Annotated in this window: 20 protein-coding genes; 11 read left to right on the plus strand and 9 right to left on the minus strand. The window is 63.7% G+C overall.

Features of this window, described 5'->3' with window-relative positions:
• Positions 1 to 59 precede the first annotated feature (59 nt).
• The 7 genes from ABIE52_RS07325 to ABIE52_RS07355 form a co-directional block, all read right to left on the minus strand.
• Positions 60 to 482, minus strand: coding sequence for a metal-sulfur cluster assembly factor (locus tag ABIE52_RS07325; RefSeq protein WP_003944963.1), 423 nt, complete (start codon positions 480 to 482; stop codon positions 60 to 62).
• Positions 479 to 982, minus strand: a complete 504-nt coding sequence (gene sufU / locus ABIE52_RS07330; RefSeq protein WP_003944894.1) for a Fe-S cluster assembly sulfur transfer protein SufU — start codon at positions 980 to 982, stop codon at positions 479 to 481. Before sufU ends, ABIE52_RS07325 begins: the two co-directional genes overlap by 4 nt.
• 3 nt (positions 983 to 985) lie before the next feature.
• On the minus strand, positions 986 to 2,251 hold the full coding sequence (locus tag ABIE52_RS07335) for a cysteine desulfurase (RefSeq protein WP_003944865.1): 1,266 nt from the start codon (positions 2,249 to 2,251) through the stop codon (positions 986 to 988).
• 5 nt (positions 2,252 to 2,256) lie between these two features.
• Positions 2,257 to 3,063 (minus strand): Fe-S cluster assembly ATPase SufC, encoded by an 807-nt coding sequence (sufC, locus tag ABIE52_RS07340; RefSeq protein ID WP_003944795.1) that lies wholly within the window; start codon positions 3,061 to 3,063, stop codon positions 2,257 to 2,259.
• A gap of 61 nt (positions 3,064 to 3,124) precedes the next feature.
• Positions 3,125 to 4,345, minus strand: coding sequence for a Fe-S cluster assembly protein SufD (sufD, locus tag ABIE52_RS07345; protein WP_192712428.1), 1,221 nt, complete (start codon positions 4,343 to 4,345; stop codon positions 3,125 to 3,127).
• Positions 4,345 to 5,805, minus strand: a complete 1,461-nt coding sequence (gene sufB, locus ABIE52_RS07350; RefSeq protein WP_003944799.1) for a Fe-S cluster assembly protein SufB — start codon at positions 5,803 to 5,805, stop codon at positions 4,345 to 4,347. Before sufB ends, sufD begins: the two co-directional genes overlap by 1 nt.
• A gap of 155 nt (positions 5,806 to 5,960) precedes the next feature.
• Positions 5,961 to 6,707 (minus strand): helix-turn-helix transcriptional regulator, encoded by a 747-nt coding sequence (locus ABIE52_RS07355; protein WP_354541476.1) that lies wholly within the window; start codon positions 6,705 to 6,707, stop codon positions 5,961 to 5,963.
• Between the two features lie 130 nt (positions 6,708 to 6,837).
• Here ABIE52_RS07355 and mptB point away from each other — a divergent pair, with 130 nt between their 5' ends.
• From mptB to ABIE52_RS07380, 5 genes are all read left to right on the plus strand, one after another.
• A complete protein-coding gene (mptB, locus tag ABIE52_RS07360) occupies positions 6,838 to 8,592 on the plus strand; it encodes a polyprenol phosphomannose-dependent alpha 1,6 mannosyltransferase MptB (RefSeq protein WP_003944776.1) in 1,755 nt (584 codons plus the stop codon).
• A complete protein-coding gene (locus ABIE52_RS07365) occupies positions 8,589 to 9,530 on the plus strand; it encodes an ABC transporter ATP-binding protein (RefSeq protein WP_007727917.1) in 942 nt (313 codons plus the stop codon). The genes mptB and ABIE52_RS07365 overlap by 4 nt, the downstream gene beginning before the upstream one ends.
• Positions 9,531 to 9,544: 14 nt before the next feature.
• Positions 9,545 to 10,381 carry an ABC transporter permease gene (locus ABIE52_RS07370; protein ID WP_370852751.1) on the plus strand — a complete coding sequence of 279 codons (837 nt, stop codon included), beginning with the start codon at positions 9,545 to 9,547 and terminating at the stop codon, positions 10,379 to 10,381.
• 47 nt (positions 10,382 to 10,428) lie between these two features.
• Positions 10,429 to 11,823 carry a hypothetical protein gene (locus tag ABIE52_RS07375; protein ID WP_256938459.1) on the plus strand — a complete coding sequence of 465 codons (1,395 nt, stop codon included), beginning with the start codon at positions 10,429 to 10,431 and terminating at the stop codon, positions 11,821 to 11,823.
• Positions 11,824 to 12,074: 251 nt separating this feature from the next.
• A complete protein-coding gene (locus ABIE52_RS07380) occupies positions 12,075 to 13,049 on the plus strand; it encodes a COX15/CtaA family protein (RefSeq protein ID WP_192712431.1) in 975 nt (324 codons plus the stop codon).
• Between the two features lie 63 nt (positions 13,050 to 13,112).
• On the opposite strand, the gene ABIE52_RS07385 is transcribed toward ABIE52_RS07380, so the two are convergent.
• On the minus strand, positions 13,113 to 13,475 hold the full coding sequence (locus ABIE52_RS07385) for a hypothetical protein (RefSeq protein ID WP_003945032.1): 363 nt from the start codon (positions 13,473 to 13,475) through the stop codon (positions 13,113 to 13,115).
• 83 nt (positions 13,476 to 13,558) lie between these two features.
• Here ABIE52_RS07385 and ABIE52_RS07390 point away from each other — a divergent pair, with 83 nt between their 5' ends.
• Positions 13,559 to 14,524 carry a quinone oxidoreductase family protein gene (locus ABIE52_RS07390; RefSeq protein WP_192712432.1) on the plus strand — a complete coding sequence of 322 codons (966 nt, stop codon included), beginning with the start codon at positions 13,559 to 13,561 and terminating at the stop codon, positions 14,522 to 14,524.
• A gap of 56 nt (positions 14,525 to 14,580) precedes the next feature.
• On the opposite strand, the gene ABIE52_RS07395 is transcribed toward ABIE52_RS07390, so the two are convergent.
• Positions 14,581 to 15,564 (minus strand): heme o synthase, encoded by a 984-nt coding sequence (locus tag ABIE52_RS07395; RefSeq protein WP_003944994.1) that lies wholly within the window; start codon positions 15,562 to 15,564, stop codon positions 14,581 to 14,583.
• A gap of 201 nt (positions 15,565 to 15,765) precedes the next feature.
• On the opposite strand from ABIE52_RS07395, the gene tkt reads away from it, so the two are divergent.
• From tkt to pgl, 5 genes are read left to right on the plus strand one after another with little or no spacing between them, the layout of a single operon-like run.
• On the plus strand, positions 15,766 to 17,868 hold the full coding sequence (gene tkt, locus ABIE52_RS07400) for a transketolase (RefSeq protein WP_003944976.1): 2,103 nt from the start codon (positions 15,766 to 15,768) through the stop codon (positions 17,866 to 17,868).
• Positions 17,869 to 17,873: 5 nt separating this feature from the next.
• Positions 17,874 to 18,998: a transaldolase gene (gene tal / locus ABIE52_RS07405; protein WP_192712433.1), complete on the plus strand. Its 1,125-nt coding sequence runs from the start codon at positions 17,874 to 17,876 to the stop codon at positions 18,996 to 18,998.
• A 4-nt stretch (positions 18,999 to 19,002) separates the two neighbouring features.
• A complete protein-coding gene (zwf, locus tag ABIE52_RS07410; protein WP_003944956.1) occupies positions 19,003 to 20,547 on the plus strand; it encodes a glucose-6-phosphate dehydrogenase in 1,545 nt (514 codons plus the stop codon).
• Entirely contained in the window at positions 20,547 to 21,455 is a 909-nt protein-coding gene (gene opcA / locus ABIE52_RS07415) for a glucose-6-phosphate dehydrogenase assembly protein OpcA (RefSeq protein WP_003944921.1), read from the plus strand. The genes zwf and opcA overlap by 1 nt, the downstream gene beginning before the upstream one ends.
• Positions 21,448 to 22,188 (plus strand): 6-phosphogluconolactonase, encoded by a 741-nt coding sequence (gene pgl / locus ABIE52_RS07420; protein ID WP_192712434.1) that lies wholly within the window; start codon positions 21,448 to 21,450, stop codon positions 22,186 to 22,188. The genes opcA and pgl overlap by 8 nt, the downstream gene beginning before the upstream one ends.
• The last annotated feature ends 242 nt before the right edge of the window (positions 22,189 to 22,430 follow it).

The following is a 22,430-nucleotide window of genomic DNA, read 5'->3' on the forward strand; positions in this document are numbered from 1 at the left end:
ACGAACGGGCACCGACGCTCCGGTGAAATGTATTCAGTTGATCGTGCCGAGGTTGCTTGTCAGACCGTGAAGCCGAGTGCGCGCAGTTGCTCGCGTCCGTCTTCGGTGATCTTGTCCGGTCCCCACGGCGGCAACCACACCCAGTTGATCTTCATGTCGGTACACAGATCGCTACGCACAAGTGCGCCGCGCGCCTGGTCCTCGATCACGTCGGTCAACGGGCACGCCGCCGACGTCAAAGTCATGTCGATCGTGACGACACCGTCGTCTTCGAAGAGTCCGTAGACCAAGCCGAGATCGACGACGTTGATTCCCAGTTCGGGATCGACGACGTCGCGCATCGCTTCTTCGAGTTCGTCGAGTCGCTCAGGCGACGGGACAGTGCCACTGCCCTGTGCGCCACCGAATTCCGCAGTGGAATCGGGATTCGGATTCACCGGAGCGCCGACCTCGGCGTCCTGCACTGGTTGTGTCTCGGTCATGATCCCTGTCCTTCAGTCGTGTCGACCAATTCACTGCTGCTGTCCGCCGTCGTCACAGCACTGCCGTCGACAATCTGGACTACAGCATCCTTGAATGCCATCCATCCGAGCAAGGCGCACTTCACGCGTGCCGGATACTTCGAGACACCGACGAACGCGATACCGTCGCCGAGAACGTCCTCGTCCCCCTCGACGGTGCCCCGACTGCTCACCATCTCGTTGAACGCCGTCACCGTCTTCAGTGCGTCGGTGACCTGCATCCCGATGACGAGGTCGTTGAGCACCGACGTCGACGCCTGGCTGATCGAACAACCCTGACCGTCGTACGAGACGTCGGAGACCGTTCCGTCCTCGGATATCTGGACGCGCAACGTCACCTCGTCGCCACACGTCGGGTTGACGTGGTGCACCTCGGCGCCGAACGGCTCACGGAGTCCGCGGCCGTGCGGATGTTTGTAGTGATCGAGGATCACTTCCTGATACATCTGCTCCATGCGCATGATTCAGTTCAACTCCCCTGCGACACCGAAAAATTCCTGCGCACGCTTGATCGCGGCAACGAGAACATCGATTTCCGCGGTGGTGTTGTAGAGCGCAAACGACGCACGGGCCGTCGCAGCGACACCGAACTTACGATGCAGCGGCCACGCACAATGGTGTCCGACGCGAATCGCGACGCCCTCGTCGTCGAGGATCTGTCCGAGGTCGTGGGCGTGAATACCGTCCACGACAAAGGAAATCGCGCCGCCGCGGTTCTCGGACGTCTGTGGTCCGATGATGCGCAGACCTTCGATCGCCGACAACTTTTCGAGAGCAGCCTCCACCAACACGTGCTCGTGCGCGGCGACTGCGTCCATCCCGAAGGTGTTCAGGTAATCCACGGCAGCGCCCAACCCGACCACCTGTGAGGTCATCGGGACGCCGGCCTCGAAACGCTGAGGCGGCGGCGCGTAAGTGCTGACCTCCATGGTGACCGTCTCGATCATCGATCCGCCGGTGATGAACGGAGGCATCGCTGCCAGCAGTTCACGACGGCCGTAGAGAACTCCGACCCCCGAAGGGCCGAGCATCTTGTGACCGGAGAACGCCGCGTAGTCCACTCCCAGTTCGTGGAAGTCGACCGCCATGTGAGGCACCGACTGGCACGCGTCGAGCACGACGAGTGCACCGACGGCGCGTGCTCGTCGCACCAATTCCTCGACGGGCGCGATCGCGCCGGTCACGTTGGACTGGTGGGTGAACGAAACGACCTTCACCGCGTCCGTCAGCTCCAGCGAATCGAGATCGATCCGGCCGTCGTCGGTGACGCCGTACCACTTGAGCGTCGCACCGGTTCGGCGCGCAAGTTCCTGCCAGGGAACGAGGTTGGCGTGGTGTTCGAGTTCGGTGATGACGATTTCGTCGCCAGGACCGACATGGCGGTCGAAGCGATCGTCACCGAGAACGTAGGTCACCAGATTGAGAGCCTCGGTGGCGTTCTTGGTGAACACCAACTCGTCCGAATCCGCACCCACGAAGGAAGCGATGGTGGCGCGAGCATTCTCGTACGCGTCAGTCGCCTCTTCTGCGAGCTGATGAGCACCCCGGTGTACTGCCGCGTTACACGTGGTCAGGAAGTCCCGTTCGGCATCGAGAACCTGGACCGGACGCTGTGAGGTAGCGCCGGAATCCAAGTACACCAAAGGTTTTCCGTCGCGCACGGTTCGCGCCAGGATCGGGAAGTCGGCCCGAACCGCTGTGACGTCGAGCTCGCGCACCGAGGTGGTCATCGTGATTACGCTCCCTGGGTAGCTGCGGTGTCCGCGGTGAAACGAACGTAGCCGTTGGTCTCGAGCTCGTCGGCCAGCTCCGGTCCACCGGACTCGACGATGCGGCCACCGACGAACACGTGAACGAAGTCGGGGTTGATGTAGCGCAGAATGCGCGTGTAGTGCGTGATCAGCAGAACGCCGCCGTTCTCGCGCTCCTTGTAGCGGTTGACGCCTTCGGAGACGGTGCGCAGAGCGTCGACGTCGAGGCCGGAGTCGGTCTCGTCGAGGATCGCGATCTTCGGCTTGAGCATGCCCAACTGCAGGATCTCGTGCCGCTTCTTCTCGCCACCGGAGAAGCCTTCGTTGACCGAGCGCTCGATGAACGAGGGATCGATCTCGAGCTCGCTGAGGGCTTCCTTGACTTCCTTGACCCAGTGGCGCAGCTTGGGAGCCTCGCCTCGCACGGCCGTAGCGGCGGTGCGCAGGAAGTTGGACATGGAAACGCCGGGAACCTCGACGGGGTACTGCATGGCCAGGAAGAGCCCGGCACGTGCACGCTCGTCGACGCTCATTGCGAGGACGTCTTCACCGTTGAGGGTGATGGAGCCCGACGTGACCTGGTACTTGGGGTGACCGGCGATGGCGTACGACAGAGTCGACTTGCCGGAGCCGTTGGGGCCCATGATCGCGTGGGTCTCCCCCGAGCGGACCGTCAGGTCGACGCCCTTGAGGATTTGGATGGGCTCGGCGTTGGCATCGGAGTTGGCGACCTCGACGTGCAGGTCACGAACCTCGAGGACCGAGGTGGTGGTGTTGTCACTGGTAGACATGAAATTCCTTCAAGATGAGGCGGGCGAGCGTAGCGACGGGGTGGTGTCGCAGGCGGGGCGGTCAGGAGCCGACGGCTGCGAGTTCGGCTTCGACTGCGGCTTCGAGGCGATCGCGCACCTCGGGAACAGCGATCTTGTTGATGATTTCGTGGAAGAACCCACGTACGACCAGACGACGAGCCTGATCCTCCGGGATACCACGAGCACGCAGGTAGAACAGCTGCTCGTCGTCGAAACGTCCCGTTGCACTTGCGTGGCCGGCCCCGACGATCTCACCGGTTTCGATTTCGAGGTTCGGAACCGAGTCGGCGCGGGCGCCGTCGGTCAGCACCAGGTTGCGGTTGAGCTCGAACGTGTCGGTGCCCTCCGCTGCGGCGCGGATGAGAACGTCGCCGATCCACACGGTGTGCGCGTCGGGCTTACCGGATCCGGGATCTCCCTGAAGCGCACCCTTGTAGACCACGTTGGACTTGCAGTTGGGCTGCGAATGATCCACCAGCAGACGCTGTTCCAGATGCTGGCCGGCGTCGGCGAAGTACAGGCCGAGCAGTTCGGCGTCGCCGCCCGGTCCGTCGTACTTGACGGTGGCGGACAGGCGAACCAGGTCGCCGCCCAGGCTGATCGAGGTGTATCGAAGCACTGCGTCGCGGTTCAGGCGAGCGTGGTGTGACGTCACGTGAACTGCGTCGTCCGCCCAGTCCTGGATGGCCACCACGGTCAGCTGCGAACTGTCACCGAGAACGAATTCGATGTTCTCCGCGAAGGTTCCGCTGCCGCGCTGGTCGATCACGAACGTCGCCTTGGCGAACTGCGCCAGACGAATCTGGGTGTGTCCGTAGGCGACGTTGTCGACTCCGGGGCCGGTCATGGTGACCACAACGGGCTTCTCGACCTCGACCTCGGCACCAACCGAGATGACCGTTGCCGTCTCGAAGCTCGAATACGCCTGCGCTGCAATGCGATCAGCGGGAACGCCGGCTTTGCCCAGACGTGCGTCGTCACGCCCGACGGTCTCGACGGTGATGTCGCTTCCGCCGTCGACCTCGACGGTGACCTGTCCGTTGGCGACGGCGCTGCCGTCGTGCAATCCCCGGAGGCGACGCAGCGGGGTGAACCGCCAGATCTCGTCACGTCCGCCGGGAACCTCGAAAGCATTGACGTCGAACGAGGAGAACTGCTCACCCTTGTTCGTGATGGGTGAGCCGGTGGCTGCACCCTTTACAGGAGCGGTCGGGTTCTCCCCGGCAACAGCTCCGATGACTCCGGTCTCTGGCGTGGCCACTAACCCACAGCCCCTTCCATCTGAAGTTCGATAAGGCGGTTGAGCTCGAGCGCGTACTCCATCGGGAGTTCCTTCGCGATGGGCTCGACGAATCCACGCACGATGGTGGCCATCGCCTCGTCCTCGGTCAGTCCGCGGCTCATCAGGTAGAAGAGCTGATCGTCACTGACCTTCGAAACGGTGGCCTCGTGACCCATGGTGACGTCGTCCTCGCGGATGTCGACGTACGGGTAGGTGTCGCTTCGGCTGATCTGGTCGACGAGCAGAGCGTCACACTTGACGGTCGACTTGGAGCCGTGGGCACCCTTGTTGACCTGCACCAGACCGCGGTACGACGCACGTCCACCGCCGCGGGCGACAGACTTGCTGATGATGGTCGAGGACGTGTGCGGCGCGAGGTGGAGCATCTTGGCGCCGGTGTCCTGGTGCTGGCCCTCGCCGGAGAACGCAACGGAGAGAACCTCACCGCGGGCGTACTCGCCCATCAGCCACACGGCCGGGTACTTCATGGTGACCTTGGAGCCGATGTTGCCGTCGACCCACTCCATGGATCCGCCGGCCTCGACCTTGGTGCGCTTGGTCACCAGGTTGTAGACGTTGTTGGACCAGTTCTGGATGGTCGTGTAGCGGCAGTGGCCGCCCTTCTTCACGATGATCTCGACGACGGCCGAGTGCAGTGAATCGGACTTGTAGATCGGCGCGGTGCAACCCTCGACGTAGTGCACGGAGGCATCTTCGTCGACGATGATCAGGGTGCGCTCGAACTGACCCATGTTCTCGGTGTTGATGCGGAAGTACGCCTGCAGCGGGATGTCCACGTGGACTCCCGGCGGAACGTAGATGAACGAGCCGCCCGACCACACGGCGGTGTTCAGCGCGGAGAACTTGTTGTCGCCGGCCGGGATGACCGATCCGAAGTACTCCTTGAACAGCTCCGGGTGCTGCTTGAGACCGGTGTCCGTGTCGAGGAAGATGACGCCCTGCTCCTCGAGGTCCTCACGGATCGAGTGGTAGACGACCTCGGACTCGTACTGAGCTGCGACGCCGGCAACGAGGCGCTGCTTCTCCGCCTCGGGGATGCCGAGCTTGTCGTACGTGTTCTTGATGTCCTCGGGCAGGTCTTCCCACGACTCGGCCTGCTTCTCGCTGGACCGGACGAAGTACTTGATGTTGTCGAAGTGAATACCTTCGAGGTCGCTGCCCCAGTTCGGCATCGGCTTCTTGTCGAAGGTGCGCAGCGCCTTGAGGCGGATGTCGAGCATCCACTCGGGCTCGCTCTTCTTGGCGGAGATGTCCCGCACGACAGCCTCGGACAACCCGCGCTGCGCGCTGGCTCCGGCTTCGTCGGAATCGGACCAGCCGTAGCCGTAATGACCGAGGGACGCGATGGTCTCTTCCTGCGTGAGCGGCTCGGTGCCTGCTGCCGCAGTGGTAGTCGCCTGGTCTGATGTGACGGTCATGCGAGCTCCTTCCGGAGTCTTGTTTCTTGACGGCTGCTCGGGTTCAGCGAGGGCTGGTCGCTGTGGTCGAGCAGTTCTGACTTTGAAGAACTAGCTGAAAAATCTCTATTCGAACGCTGCACGGTGGCAACGCTCTGTAGAACACTCTGGTCCGGTCATCTACTCCCGGTGGACACGAGGGGCACGTGCGTCGTGCAGGCGCAGTCACCGTTGGCGATGGTCGCCAGACGCTGAACATGAGTCCCGAGCAATTGCCGGAATGCTTGCTGCTCTGCCTCGCACAGTTCCGGAAACTCTTCTGCCACATGGGAAACCGGGCAATGGTGTTGGCAGATCTGCACGCCGTTGCCGACCGGTCGGGTCGACGCTGCGAACCCCACCGCGTTGAAGGCTTCGGCGATTGCGTCCGCTGTCGCCTCGACGTTGTCGACATCTGTCGGATCAGCCGGTTCGACGTCGCCGACGATCGCCTGAACCCGACGCTTGGCGAACTCCTCGATTGCCGCGTCTCCGCCGATTTCACGGAGTTGCCGCATCGCGGCTCCCGCCAGATCGTCGTAGGTGTGGCCGAGGCGGCCTCGGCCGGTCGCGGTGATCTGGAACTGCTTGGCGGGACGACCTCGTCCACGCTGACGCAGCGACGCCGCCGAAGCGGTTCGGGCTTCGCCGGACTCGATCAAAGCGTCCAAGTGACGTCGGACACCTGCGGCACTCAAACCGAGGCGCGTGCCGATTTCGGAGGCGGTAATGGGGCCTTCTTCGAGTAGCAGCTTGACCACTGCGGCCCGGGTCTGGCCTTCGACGCTCACCGTCACCGGATTTGCGGCAGCACTAGGCGAGGTCGCTACAGTGGGCTGACCTGCAACTTCCTTGCTTCGAGGGTCTGACGCTTTTCTTTTCACAACACAAGTGTGACGGAATTCTTTTCGCAGGTCTACTAAGGGCAACCTGCATTACATTCGGGAATATCCGGACAACGTACGTTGTTTGTGCTTGTCTGTCCGGCTGGATGGAGCCGCTACGCTGCCTGGTGTGCCGCAGACCCCCGAGAAGACGACGACCGCGCGATCGGCGCGCGCGATCCTGCTGGAAAAACCCAAGGCACTCGCGCTTTCCACAATCGGCGTTCGACCTTTCGGATCCGCTCCCCGGCAGAGTATGGCCGCGGTGCTGCACGGCGACGAGGACGAGCGCCCGGGCCTGAACGCGAAGGAAACCGCACAACTGCGAGGGATTCGCCGATTCGGCGCAACCGGCGCGGTCTTGATGGCAGTCGGAGCGCTCGGCGCCGGCGCACAACCCGTCCTGCAGAATCCGACCGCAGGACTTCGAGTCCTCAGCCTTCCCGGACGTATGCCGACGGTCTCACTCACCATGACGATGACCGGAACCGTGCTCGTCGTTCTGGCCTGGCTGATGATGGGCCGATTTGCAGTCGGGGACATACGCAGCCGTTCCGGCGCACCGCGGCGCATGACCCGTTCCCAGTTGGACCGCACACTCCTGCTGTGGATCCTGCCGCTCTCGGTCGCACCGCCGATGTTCAGCCGCGACGTCTACTCGTATCTGGCTCAAAGCGAAATCGCGGCCCGTGGACTCGATCCGTACGCCATCGGCCCCAAGGCGGCACTGGGCGTCGACCACGTTCTCACCCGCACGGTTCCGACGATCTGGCGCGACACCCCGGCTCCGTACGGACCGTTCTTCCTGTGGCTGGGACGCGGGATCAGCTCACTGACCGGCGACAACATCGTGGCCGGAATCTTCTTGCACCGCTTGCTCGCATTGGCCGGCGTCGCGCTCATCGTGTGGGCGATACCGCGACTGGCCAAGCGATGCGGTGTCTCTGCCGTCAGTTCGCTCTGGCTCGGTGCCGCGAACCCGCTGTTGCTCTTCCACTTGGTGGCCGGCATCCACAACGAAGCACTCATGCTCGGGTTGATGCTCGCCGGAATCGAGATCGCTCTTCGCGCAGTCGAAGGGTCCGGGCCCATCCGTGGGCGAGCGCTGTTCTATCTCGTTGCGGGATCAGGTTTGATCGCCTTGTCGTCGACCGTCAAAATTCCGTCCTTGCTTGCACTGGGATTTGTCGGCATGGCTTTGGCCCGGCGTTGGGGTGGAACCTGGAAAGCCCTGGCGGGAGCCGCGATTCTCCTGGGCATCGTTGCCGCTGTCGTCACGTTTGTCATCAGCGTGGCCAGTGGGCTCGGTATGGGTTGGATCAACACCCTCGACACCGCCACGGCAGTCCGGAGTTGGATGTCCATCCCGACGCTCCTGGGCGTCGGCACGGGATTGGCAGGCGTACTGCTCGGACTCGGCGATCACACGACGGCGATCCTCACGATCACGCGGCCCATCGCAACTCTCGTCGCCATGCTCGTCACCGCACGGATGATGATCTCGGTCTACATGGGCCGCATCCATCCGGTCGGCGGACTCGGCATCGCGCTCGGCGCGATCGTTCTCCTGTTCCCCGTCGTTCAGCCGTGGTACCTGCTGTGGGCGATCCTTCCGTTGGCGGCGTGGGCCACCGCGCCGATTTTCCGCATCCCTGCCGTCGTCTTCACCTCGATCGTCAGCGTCATGTTGATGTCCAACGGCGCCGAATACCTTCCGTTCATGATCGTGCAGGCCGTCATCGCGACCATCCTCACCGCCGGAACGCTCATCGTCTTCACCCGCAATTCACTCCCCTGGCGTAGCGACAAGCCAGTAGCGGAGATCACGAAAGGCGGACCGGTAGACGAAGACAACTCGGCGGGGGCTTACGCTGATTCCCCGTGACCTCGAGAGCCTCCAGATCGTCGACGCCGGCGGTACAGATCCAGGGTGTCGTCAAGTCCTTCGACGGTGTTCGAGCCGTCGACGGTATCGATCTCACTGTCGAGACGGCCCAGGTCGTTGCCCTGCTCGGCCCCAACGGAGCCGGCAAGACAACCACCGTCGAGATGTGCGAAGGGTTTGTCACCCCCGATGCCGGCACGGTTCGAGTGCTCGGTCTCGACCCCATCGCCGACTCCGGTGAAGTCCGCTCGCGAATCGGCGTCATGCTGCAGGGCGGCGGCGCGTACCCCGGGTCCAAGGCCGGGGAAATGCTCGACCTCGTGGCCGCATACTCGGCCGACCCGCTCGATCCCGCCTGGCTCCTTTCCAAACTCGGCCTCACCGATGCGCGCAAGACCCCGTACCGCCGCCTCTCCGGAGGCCAGCAGCAACGACTGTCCCTGGCGTGCGCGCTGGTCGGGCGTCCCGAGTTGGTATTTCTGGACGAACCCACCGCCGGCCTCGACGCTCAGGCGCGCCTGCTCGTGTGGGAACTCATCGACGCTCTGCGACGCGACGGCGTGAGCGTCCTGCTCACCACACACCTCATGGACGAGGCCGAAGCGCTCGCCGACGAACTGGTCATCATCGACCACGGCAAGATCGTCGCGTCGGGAACGCCGGCGGAGGTCACCAGCAAGGGCGCCGAAGGACAACTCCGTCTGACGACGGTTCCCGGTTTGAGCCTCGATTCGCTGGCCGGTTCACTCGCCGGGTTCCGCATCGAGGAATCCAACCCCGGCACCTATGTCGTCGAAGGTGCAATCGATCCGGCAACCGTGGCGACTGTCGCAACGTGGTGTGCCGATCAGGACGTGCTGATCAACGACATTCGCGTCGATCAACGGAGTCTGGAAGACGTCTTCCTCGAATTGACGGGCCGGGAACTGAGGGGATGACGGAGATCAAGGTCATGAACGAAACAGCGTCGAACGGCCAGAGCAGTCCCATCAGCGTTGCCAGAGACCGACGGCTCGCCGAGAACCGCTTCGAGCCACGCACCTTCTCGCCGGATCCCCGCCCCAATTCGGCGGCCAAGATGCTGGCGGCGCAGACCAAACTGGAGCTGACTCTTCTGCTCCGCAACGGTGAGCAATTGCTGCTCACCATGTTCATCCCGATCACCCTGCTCATCGGACTGTGTCTACTCCCGATCGGCGATTTGGGCGATTCTCGGGTCGATACCGTGCTCCCTGGTGTCATGATGGTTGCCGTGATGTCGACGGCGTTCACCGGACAGGCCATCGCCGTCGGATTCGACCGCCGATACGGCGCGCTCAAGCGACTCGGTGCAACGCCGCTACCGCGGTGGGGAATCATCGCAGGCAAGAGCGCTGCCGTCATCATCGTCGTGGCTCTGCAGTCACTCTTGCTCGGCGCTATCGGTTTGGCGTTGGGATGGCGTCCGTCGTTCGTCGAACTTGTACTCGGTGCAGTGGTCATTGCCATCGGTACTGTCACATTTGCAGCGCTTGGCCTCCTGCTCGGCGGTACTTTGCGCGCAGAGATCGTTCTCGCTCTCGCCAACATCCTGTGGTTCATCATGGTGGGCATCGGAAGTGTGGTCTTCGCCAGCGGCGAACTTCCGACCGCCGTTCACACGCTGGTACGCATTGTTCCGTCCGGCGCTCTCGCACACGCACTCGAAGCTGCCCTCGACACCTCGATGGACTGGTTCTCGATTCTCGTACTTCTCATCTGGGCCGCAGTGGCCGGAGTCTGCGCAGCAAGGTGGTTCAAGTTCACGTGAGTACACGACGGACAGCTCAGATCGTCGGCTGTGTGGCCGCAACAGTCATGTTGTGTGCCGGACCCGCAACGGCGACCCCTTCGGTGTCCGGTCCACTCGCACCTGCAAATCCGTACCTCGGTCCCGTCGGTACTTCCACCATGCACGGTGACGCGGGCTCGTCCGACGTCACGCCGCTGCCCGGTCCAGGAACCGGCCCACACGAGGTGACAGCTTTCCCGATGATGGCCGCCTGCCCGACAGTCCTCCAGGGTTCCGACGGCATGATCGTCTCGCTCTGCACGACGATGATCGGCCAGATCCCGACCATCCATTTGATCGATCCGAAGGCCGACGCCACGCCGTTGGGTAGATCCGTAGCACAACTGCCGCTCGCGAAGGGCAGCCTGCTCGGCGGCGTCTACGCCTACCTCGACAACGAGAACCGTCTCGTAGCCGTCGACGGAAACCGTCAACTGGTCCGCATTTCCCATGCGCAGAATCCGGACGGCAGTTGGCGGCTGGAACTCGCGGATGTAGTCGATCTCAGTGGTGCGGTTGCCGCCGACGACAACGTCACCGGCCTCGCTCCGGACTGGGAAGGCAATGTCTGGTTCGCCACCGGGCACGGCACCGTCGGGTATGTCGGCGCGGATCGAATCGCGCACAGCATTGCGCTCCCCGAAGGTGAACAGGTGCAGAACAGCATCTCCACCTCCCCGACGGGCACTGCCGTCGCAACGACCCACGCGCTCTACCAACTGAAGCGAAATGGCGACGAGGTCGTCATCGACTGGCGTCAGCCGTACGACCGCGGGCCGGCCCGTAATCCGGGTCAGCTCAGCTGGGGAACCGGATCGACGCCGACATACTTCGGCCCGTCGACGGGCAGCGATTTCTTGACCATCGTCGACAACGCCCACCCGACAGTGAGCTTGCATGTCTATCGCGCTGACACGGGCGCCGAGGTGTGCACGCAGCCGGTGTTGTCCGCTGCCAGCCAGGACGGCTCACCGAGCGGCAGCGAGAACTCCCCCGTCGGCATCGGTCATTCCGTCTACGTCGCCGGCACTTACGGATACCCGTACCCCACGACTCCTGAAGGTGCCGGTCCAGCGGTCCCCGCCGCGGCACCCTTCAACGGCGGAATGACCCGCGTCGACATCGATCCGGTCGGCTGCCATGTCGTGTGGGACAACACGATTCGCAGCTCCGCGGTACCCCACCTCTCGACGGCTGACGGCTCGATTTACACCGTGACACGGGACGGTGCTCCGAACACCTCTCCGCTGGACGGTTACTCCTTCGCGGTGATCGACTCGAAGGACGGGGCGCAGATAGGTTCGACTCCCCTGCCGTCGACCATCCTCAACGACACCCTTCAGATGTCTGCACTCATCACCGAGTCGGGCGAGTACTTCCAGGGAACGATCTCGGGAATCGTGCGAGTTCGCGCGAACTGACGCGAGCTGGCCCCACGGCTGCGCAGTTCTGGTCTCGTCGAGTCGGGGCAGGCGCGGAGCGAGCTGGCCCCAACGACGCGGGGCAGGCGCGGAGCGAGCTGGCCCCAACGACGCGGGGCAGGCGCGGAGCGAGCTGGCCCCAACGACGCGGGGCAGGCGCGGAGCGAGCTGGCCCCAACGACGCGGGGCAGGCGCGGAGCGAGCTGGCCCCAACGACACTGTGTAGTTGATGGGGAACTACGATCGTTGGCGTGGTGAATCGTGTGTATGCCGGATTTTTACGCTTGGTGGATCGACTACCTCTCCCCTCGCTGAAAACGCAGAAGATCATCGCGTTCATCGTGATCCTGACGCAGGGCGGCATCGCTGTCACCGGCGCGGTGGTGCGCGTGACGGACTCGGGACTCGGTTGCCCGACGTGGCCGCAGTGCTTCCCCGGTAGCTTCGTCCCGGTCGGCCACGGACAGGTCGCGGTGATTCACCAAGCCGTCGAGTTCGGCAACCGCCTGCTGACCTTCCTGGTCGTCATCGTCGCTGCCGCAATCGTGCTCGCGGTGACTCGCGCTCGCCGCCGCAAAGAGGTGCTTGTCTACGCCTGGATGATGCCGCTCGGCACTGTCGTTCAGGCAGTGATCGGCGGTATCACCGTCCTCACAGGTCTCCTGTGGTGGACGGTCGCCATTCACTTGGTTGCGTCGATGCTGATGGTCTGGGTTGCCACGGTGATGTACGCGAAGATCGCGGAACCCGACGAGGCAACAACTCTGGTCGTGATGCCGAAGCCGCTGCGCTGGCTTACCGCGCTGTCCGGTGTCGCGCTCGCCGGCGTATTGGTCGCCGGAACTCTCGTGACGGGTGCAGGTCCCCACGCGGGCGACAAGGGCCTGGACCGCACGGTTCCGCGCCTGGAGGTCGAGATCGTGACGCTTGTTCATCTGCACTCACAGCTGCTGGTCGGATATCTCGCGCTGGTCGTGGGTCTGACATTCGGTCTATATGCGGTCGGGACATCTGCGGCCGTGAAGATCCGTCTGAAGGTCCTGCTCGGACTGATCCTCGCCCAAGCGCTCATCGGGGTCGTGCAGTACTTCACCGATGTGCCGGAAGTTCTGGTGATCATGCACGTCGCCGGTGCGGGACTGTGCACGGCTGCGACCGCAGCAGTTTGGGCTGCGGGTAAGACCCGCCAGTACACGCCGACCGATTCGCCGATACCGACTCTCTGACGCTTCAAGACACGTGTGGGGCGTAGGAACACCAAAAGGTGTTCCTACGCCCCACACGTCATTTCAGGATTCGTTGCGAGCTTTCGGGAACCGAGTCTGGTTGGCGACCCAACCGGCCATCTTCTTGAAATGGCCTTCCTGCGGGGTGACGATGCTCGTCAGTTCGCGCTCCCACTCGGCGACGGTGACGTTGTCGAAGGACGCGACGACCGCGTTCGCCGTGGCGAGGTCCTCGACGACCTGATCACCGAGGATGCCGTCGGCACCTACGAGGGTGATGCGAACGCCGGCCAGGCCGACCGGCTGGATGACGGCGCTGGCGGAGCCGCCGTGCTCGGCGACGAACTTGGTGATGGCGTTCACCGTGGACTTCGGCAGTTCCGGCGCGGACGGGGTGGCGTCCGACTTCTCGGTATCGGTGCTCATGACTCGACAATACTGGTCGGTAGCCCGGAAGCGACACCAGGCATGGACTGAGCGTCGGCCGCCTCGGGTGTAGAACAGAAACCATGCGAGCCATCTACGTGACCGAGACCGGCGGACCAGAGGTTCTGACTCTGACCGAACAACCCGAACCGACACCCGGCCCAGGCGATCTACTCGTCAAGACCGAAGCGATCGGCATCAATTTCATCGACACGTACTTCCGAATGGGCCAGTACAAGCGTCCGCTCCCCTACATTCCCGGCGACGAGGGCAGCGGTGTTGTCGAAGCTGTCGGCTCCGACGTCAACGAATTCTCCGTGGGCGACCGGGTCGCGTGGGCCGCTGCCACTGGCAGCTATGCCGAGAAGGTGGCTGTTCCCGCCGCAGTCGCCGTGAAAGTGCCTGACGGTGTCCCGGCATCGGCCGCAGCGTCGGCGCTCCTGCAGGGGATGACGGCGCACTACCTCGCGAAGTCGACGTATCCGATCCAGAGCGGCGACACCGTGCTCGTGCACGCAGGCGCGGGCGGCGTCGGGTTGATCCTGACGCAGATGGCCGTCAGCCTCGGGGCGAAGGTCATCACGACTGTGTCATCGGATGCAAAGGAAGAACTCTCGCGCGGCGCGGGTGCCTCGGAGGTTCTGCGGTACGACGAGGACATCGCAGCGCGAGTCCGGGAGTTGACCGGCGGCGAAGGAGTAGCGGCGGCATACGACGGCGTCGGTGCGACAACTTTTGATTCGAGCTTGGCTTCCGTGCGCATCCGCGGCACGGTCGCTTTGTTCGGTGCGGCCAGTGGACCGGTTCCGCCTGTCGACCCGCAGCGGCTCAATTCGTCGGGTTCGCTGTTCCTGACGCGTCCGACGCTCGCGCATCACATTCGCACTCGAGAGGAACTGACCTGGCGTGCCGGCGATGTCTTCGACGCCATTGCGGCCGGGAAACTCGAAATTCGCGTCGGCGCCGAGTATCCCCTCGCCGATGCGGCAACAGCGCATCGGGATCTGGAAGGTCGAGCAACGACCGGGTCGATCGTTCTGATTCCCTAGCGAAGTGCTGTGCGCCTTTATTAACCGCCCGCGGTTAATAAAGGCGCACAGCAGAATCAGCTCAGCATGTCGCTGATCGTCTGCAGTCCGAGAACCGAGTCGACAGCGAGGCCGACGAACACGATCGCAAGATAGTTGTTGGACTGCAGGAACAGGCGCAGCGGCTTGACCTGAGCACCACCGCGAACGCTGCGGTACAGCTGATGTGCCATGAGCAGGAACCACGCACCGGCAACGATGGTGATGGCGGCGTAGATGACTCCCGATGCGGGCACGAGGACAAGCGTCGTGACGACCATTGCCCAGCTGTAGAACAGAATCTGCTTGGTGACGTGCTCTTCGGTGGCGATCACCGGAAGCATGGGAACACCGGCAGCTTTGTAGTCCTCTTTGTATCGCATCGCCAGCGCCCAGGTGTGCGGCGGCGTCCAGAAGAAGATGATCAGGAACAGCACGACGGGCTGCCAGCTCAGCGACCCGGTGACAGCGGCCCAGCCCACGAGGACGGGCATACATCCGGCTGCGCCACCCCAGATGACGTTCTGCCAGGTACGACGCTTGAGAACCATCGTGTAGATGAGGACGTAGAACGCGATCGTGATCACGACGAGGATGCCGGCTAGGAGGTTGGCTCGCCACCACAGCCACAGGAACGACGCGAGTCCGAGAAGGAGCCCGAAGACGAGCGCGTTGCGCGTCGGCACCGCCTCGCGGGCCAGCGGACGCTTCGCCGTGCGCTTCATGACCTTGTCGATGTCGGCGTCGACAACGCAGTTGAGCGAGTTCGCACTCGCCGCGCCCATCCAGCCACCGAAGAGGGTGCTGAGGATCAGAACGATGTCGACCGTTCCGCGATCGGCCAGCAGCATTGCCGGAATGGTTGCCACCAACAGCAATTCGATCACTCGCGGCTTCGTGAGCGCGATATAAGCCAGAACCTTGCCCGTTGCGCGACCCCACACCGTATCGGTATTGGTCGCCCGCGGGGCGGCACCTGGGCTGCCGAAGCCATGTCCGCTCGGCTGTTGCCCTGTCCGCACGTTCTCTCCTTGCACCACGCGTTACCGCACTAACTCTTCACGACACACTGCTGACACTGTTCTCTACTACGAACGATGGTAGACCGCAGCCATTGAGGAACCGAATCGACCCGGACAGCCAGGACCATTAGGCTGGGTTACGCAGTGGAGGGACACCCCACCCTCGCAATCCACGTACACCATGTCAGGAGACATCTGCCAGTGTCGATCACAGACGAGATCCACGTCCTCACGCAACCCGTCCACCCCTCGGACTGGACCGACCTGGACACCAAGGCTGTCGATACCGCCCGCGTGCTCGCCGCCGACGCGGTTCAGAAGGTCGGCAACGGCCATCCCGGAACTGCAATGAGCTTGGCGCCGTTGGCATACACCCTCTTCCAGCGCGTCATGCGCCACGATCCTTCGGATGCAGAATGGGTCGGCCGTGACCGCTTCGTTCTCTCCTGTGGCCATTCATCCTTGACGCTGTACACCCAGCTCTACCTGTCGGGCTACGGTCTCGAGCTCGCTGACCTCGAAGCTCTCCGCACGTGGGGCGCACTGACCCCCGGCCACCCCGAGGTCGGCCACACCGTCGGCGTCGAGATGACCACCGGTCCGCTGGGCCAGGGCCTTGCGTCCGCAGTCGGTATGGCGATGGCTGCGCGTCGTGAGCGTGGGCTGTTCGATCCGGAGACCCCGGTCGGCTCCTCCCCCTTCGACCATCACATCTACGTGATCGCGTCCGACGGTGACATCGAAGAAGGCGTTACGTCCGAGGCCTCGTCTCTCGCCGGTGTCCAGGAACTGGGCAACCTCATCGTCTTCTACGACGACAACAAGATCTCCATCGAGCACGACACCACCATCGCTCTCGGCGAAGACGTCGGAAAGCGATACGAGGCGTACGGCTGGCACGTTCAGCACGTCGAAGGTGGCGAGAACGTCTCCGGCATCCTCGACGCGGTTGCCGCGGCCAAGGCCGTCGTCGATCGTCCGTCCATAATCTTGCTCCGCACCATCATCGGTTTTCCGGCTCCGAAGAAGATGAACACCGGCGACGTCCACGGCTCCGCTCTCGGTGCCGACGAAGTTGCAGCGGTCAAGGAAGCCCTCGGCTTCGATCCGGCCAAGTCCTTCGACGTCGACGCCGACGCTCTGGCTCACGCCCGTGAGGTCGTCTCCCGCGGCGCCGACGCACGCAAGGCATGGCAGGTCGAGTTCGACGCGTGGGCTGCACGTGAGACCGAGCGCAAGGAACTCTTCGACCGCCTGTTCGCCGGTGAGTTCCCCGCCGGCTGGGCCGACGCTCTCCCGACCTACGAGGCCGACGCCAAGGGCGTTGCGACTCGCAAGGCCTCCGGTTCGGCACTCAACGCGCTCGGACCGATCCTGCCCGAGCTGTGGGGCGGCTCCGCCGACCTCGCCGGCAGCAACAACACCACCATCAAGGGCGCAGATTCGTTCGGCCCGTTCTCCATCTCCACCAACGACTGGAATGCGCAGCCTTACGGCCGCACGCTCCACTTCGGCATCCGCGAGCACGCGATGGGCTCGATCCTCAACGGCATCGCGCTTCACGGACCCACCCGCCCGTACGGCGGAACCTTCATGGTCTTCTCCGACTACATGCGTCCGGCGGTTCGCCTGGCCGCACTGATGAAGACTGCCGTCACCTACGTCTGGACCCACGACTCCATCGGTCTCGGCGAAGACGGCCCGACCCACCAGCCGGTCGAGCACCTCGCTGCTCTTCGTGCGATCCCGAACCTCGCCGTCGTCCGCCCGGGTGACGCCAACGAGACCTCTTTCGCATGGCAGGCAGCACTCGAGAACAAGACGGGCCCGACGGCTCTGGCACTCACTCGCCAGGACATCCCGGTTCTCGAAGGCACCAAGGAGAAGGCTGCCGAGGGTGTCAAGCGCGGCGCTTACGTCCTCGTCGACGCAGCCAACGGTTCGCCCGAGGTCATCTTGCTGGCGACCGGTTCCGAACTGCATCTGGCCACCGAGGCTCGCGAAACCCTCGAAGCTCAGGGCGTCGCAACCCGCGTCGTTTCCGTGCCGTGCCTCGATTGGTTCCTCGAGCAGGATCAGGCGTACCGCGACGAGGTCATTCCGCCCGCCGTGCGCGCGCGTGTGTCCGTCGAAGCCGGCATCGCGATGCCGTGGTGGCGCATCCTCGGCGACGCCGGTCAGGCCGTCTCGCTCGAGCACTACGGCGCTTCCGCCGATTACAAGACCTTGTTCCGGGAGTTCGGCATCACTGCCGACGCGACTGTCGAAGCCGCGCAGCGCTCCCTCGCAGCTGTGAAGGGATGATCTCGATGACACAGAACGTGAATACCGAAAAGCTCTCCGCTGCAGGCGTTTCCATCTGGCTCGACGACCTCTCGCGGGATCGCATCCAGTCCGGCAACCTGCAGAACCTCATCGACACGAAGTCGATCGTGGGTGTCACGACCAACCCGTCGATCTTCCAGGCGGCACTGTCCAAGGGATCGGCGTACGACGCTCAGGTCCGTGAGCTCGCACAGCGCGGCGCCGATGTCGACGCCACCATCACCGCGGTGACCACCGACGACGTGCGTGCTGCGTGCGACATCCTGGCTCCGCAGTTCGAGGCGTCGAACGGCGTCGACGGCCGCGTGTCCATCGAAGTCGATCCTCGCCTGGCACACGACACCGACGCCACCGTCGCGCAGGCGATCGAGCTGCACAAGATCGTCGATCGCCCGAACGTCCTGATCAAGATTCCCGCGACGCTGGCAGGCATTCCCGCCATCGCCAAGGTGATCGGTGAGGGCATCAGCGTCAACGTCACCTTGATCTTCTCGGTCGAGCGCTACGCGGCAGTCATGGGCGCATACCTGGAAGGTTTGGACACCGCCAAGGCTGCCGGCCGCGACATCTCGTCCATCGAGTCGGTCGCCTCGTTCTTCGTCTCCCGCGTGGATTCCGAGATCGACAACCGCCTCACGGCAATCGGCACGCCGGAAGCCCTCGAGCTTCGTGGCAAGGCTGCACTCGCAAACGCACGTCTGGCGTACAACGCGTACCAGCAGATCTTCGAGGTGCAGCCGCGCTTCCAGGCTCTTCTGGCCGACGGCGCCAAGGCTCAGCGTCCGCTGTGGGCGTCGACCGGCGTGAAGAACCCGGATTACCCCGACACGCTCTACGTCACCGAGTTGGTTGCGCCGAACACGGTCAACACCATGCCGGAGAAGACGCTCGACGCTCTCGCCGACCACGGCGAGATCACCGGCGACACGATCTCGGGCACCGCTCAGGAGTCACAGGCGGTCTTCGATCAGCTCGCTGCAGTCGGCATCGATCTTGCGGACGTGTTCAAGGTCCTCGAGACAGAGGGCGTCGACAAGTTCGAGGTGTCCTGGAACGAGTTGCTCGACGCAACCGCCGAGCAGCTCCGCGCAGCAACCCAGAAGAGCTGAGCCTGTGAGCGATTCCGCGGCGGCATCAGATTGGGTGAATCCCCTTCGGGACAGCACCGACAAACGGCTTCCGCACATTGCGGGGCCCTGCGCCCTGGTGATTTTCGGTGTTACCGGCGACCTTGCCAGGCGCAAGCTCATGCCCGCCATCTACGACCTCGCCAACCGTGGACTGTTGCCGCCCGGATTCGCTCTGGTCGGGTTCGCCCGGCGTGACTGGACGGACGAGGACTTCGCGAACGTCGTCCTCGAAGCAGTCAAGGACGGTGCTCGCACCAAGTTCCGTCAGGACGTCTGGGAGAGGCTCGCCGAAGGTATCCGGTTCGTGGAGGGCAGTTTCGACGAGGCCGAGGCCTTCCAGAACCTGTCCGACACGTTGGCCACGCTCGACAACGAACGTGGTATCGGCGGCAATCACGGTTTCTACCTTGCGATTCCGCCCAACGCGTTTCCTCAGGTGCTCGAGCAACTGTCGGCGTCGGGCCTCGCGCAGGCCGAGGACGGTCAGTGGCGACGAGTCGTCATCGAGAAGCCGTTCGGCCACGACCTCGAGAGCGCTCGCGAACTGAACGCCGTCGTCAACAAGGTGTTCCCCGAGGACACGGTCTTCCGTATCGACCACTACCTCGGTAAGGAAACCGTCCAGAACATTCTGGCTCTGCGCTTCGCGAACCAGTTGTTCGATCCGATCTGGAACGCGCACTACGTCGACCACGTTCAGATCACGATGGCCGAGGACATCGGCCTCGGTGGACGCGCGGGGTACTACGACGGCATCGGCGCGGCCCGTGACGTGATCCAGAACCACCTGCTGCAGTTGCTCGCGTTCACGGCGATGGAAGAACCCATCAGCTTCGAGCCGCTCAATCTGCAGGCGGAGAAGATCAAGGTCCTCTCGGCTACTCGCCTTGCCGAGCCCCTCGACGAGACCACCGCCCGCGGCCAGTACGCGGGCGGCTGGCAGGGTGGGCTGCCGGTGGTCGGGCTCCTCGAAGAAGACGGCTTCGCAGCGGACTCCATCACGGAGACCTTTGCCGCCATCACCCTCGAGGTCGACACCCGCCGCTGGGCGGGTGTGCCGTTCTACCTGCGCACGGGCAAACGACTCGGACGCCGTGTCACCGAGATCGCGGTGGTGTTCAAACGTGCACCGCACCTACCGTTCGACAAGACGATGACCGAAGACCTCGGCCAGAACGCTCTGGTCATCCGCGTGCAGCCCGACGAGGGCGTCACCATGCGGTTCGGCTCGAAGGTTCCCGGATCGAGCATGGAAGTCCGTGACGTCAACATGGACTTCTCGTACGGCCAGGCTTTCACCGAGTCGTCTCCGGAGGCGTACGAGCGGCTCATTCTCGACGTGTTGCTCGGCGAGCCGTCTCTGTTCCCGGTGAATGCCGAAGTCGAATTGTCTTGGGAGATCCTCGATCCCGTCCTCGAGCACTGGGCTGCCGGCGGTAAGCCGGAACCCTACGAGGCCGGAACGTGGGGACCACCGTCTGCGGACGAAATGATGCAACGCACCGGACGCGAATGGAGGCGACCCTAGTGATTCTCGATTTGCCGTCCACCACCACGGTCCAGGTCAGCAAGAAACTGGTCGAGGTACGTAAGACCGGCGGCGCTGTCACCTTGGGACGAGTGTTGACGCTCGTCGTCTGCACCAGGGACACCGGGAATGCCGAGGAAGCCATCGAGGCCGCCAACGAAGCAAGCCGCGAGCACCCATGCCGCGTCATCGTGCTTCTGCGTGGCGACGAGCAGAGTGAGCCCAGGCTCGATGCTCAGATCCGTGTCGGCGGGGACGCCGGCGCCTCGGAGGTTGTCGTGTTGCGTCTCTACGGTCCGCTTGCGGATCACGAGAGCAGCGTCGTCATCCCGTTCCTGCTCCCCGATACACCGGTAGTCGCGTGGTGGCCCCTCGAGGCACCCGAGATTCCGGCCAAGGATCCCGTCGGGAAGCTCGCGATACGGCGCATCACCGATGCCACCGGCGCCCCCGATCCGACCGCCACCATCAAGGGGCGACTCGCGTCGTACACCGCCGGCGATACCGATCTCGCCTGGAGTCGCGTCACCTACTGGCGCGCGCTCCTCGCGTCGGCTCTCGATCAGCCGCCGCACGAGAAGATCACCTCAGCGGTGGTCTCCGGTCTCAAAACCGAACCGGCACTGGATATTCTCGCCGGTTGGTTGGCGGCCAAGATCGACGGTCCGGTCATTCGACGTACGGGTGAGCTGACGGTCGAGTTGAAGCTCGAGACCCGCAGTATCTCCATCAGTCGTCCGCAGGAGGGCACGACCGCTACGTTGATCCGCACCGGTCAGCCTGACGCGCTGGTTTCTCTGGGTCGTCGAGAGACACGCGATTGCCTCGCCGAGGAATTGCGTCGGCTCGATCCGGACGAGATCTACGAAGAAGCTCTGGCCGGATTGGAGAAGGTGACCTATGAGTGATGTTGTCGTGGAGAAGTTTTCCGACGCCGGCCAACTTGTCGACGCTGCCGCCGCACGCCTGGTCACGACCATCGTCGATGCCCAGAAGGCTCGCGGGTTTGCGTCCATCGTGCTGACTGGCGGTGGAACCGGCATCGCACTTCTCGAGAAGTTGCGTGAAGCTCCCGGCGACATCGACTGGTCGCAGATCGATCTGTACTGGGGCGACGAACGGTTCCTGCCGTCCGGCGATCCCGAGCGGAACGAAGTGCAAGCACGTGAGGCGCTTCTCGATCATGTGCCGGTCGATCCCGACAGGGTACATGCGATGGCCGCATCCGACGGTATCTACGACGGTGATCCACACGGGGCGGCGACGGCGTACGAACAACTGCTGGGCGCTCAGGCACACGGGAATCAGGTTCCGACGTTCGACGTGCACCTGCTCGGTATGGGCGGCGAAGGACACGTCAACTCGTTGTTCCCGCATACCGAGGCTGTTCGCGAAGAAGCGCGTTTCGTAGTCGCGGTGACGGACTCCCCCAAGCCGCCACCGGTGCGGATCACCCTCACGTTGCCTGCTGTTCGGCGAGCCAAAGAGGTCTGGCTGCTCGTCTCGGGTGCTGCAAAGGCCGAGGCCGTTGCCAAAGCCGTCGGAGGTGCTTCGGCCGACGACTGGCCGTCCGCCGGCGCCACCGGTTTGGTTGCGACACGTTGGTTCCTCGATTCGGACGCTGCCTCGCAGCTTCCCTGATCTGATTTCACACCGGTCGGGAATCGTCTTCGGGCGATTCCCGGCTTGGTGGTACGTCGACGACTTCCTCACCGTGGCGACTTTCGACTACCCGCCGAGTCCGGATCCGATGCGAATTTCCTTTTGACGGAACGGAACTCAATCCCGAGATCCCGTTTCTCCAACCAGCACTGCGCCCCACACAACGATCCATCTCTCCCCTACCTCCTTCATCCGAGTGATTACTACCTTGGACGCCGCGA

Origin of the sequence: Rhodococcus sp. OAS809, from assembly GCF_040546695.1 — a bacterium.
Taxonomy (GTDB): domain Bacteria; phylum Actinomycetota; class Actinomycetes; order Mycobacteriales; family Mycobacteriaceae; genus Rhodococcus_F; species Rhodococcus_F qingshengii.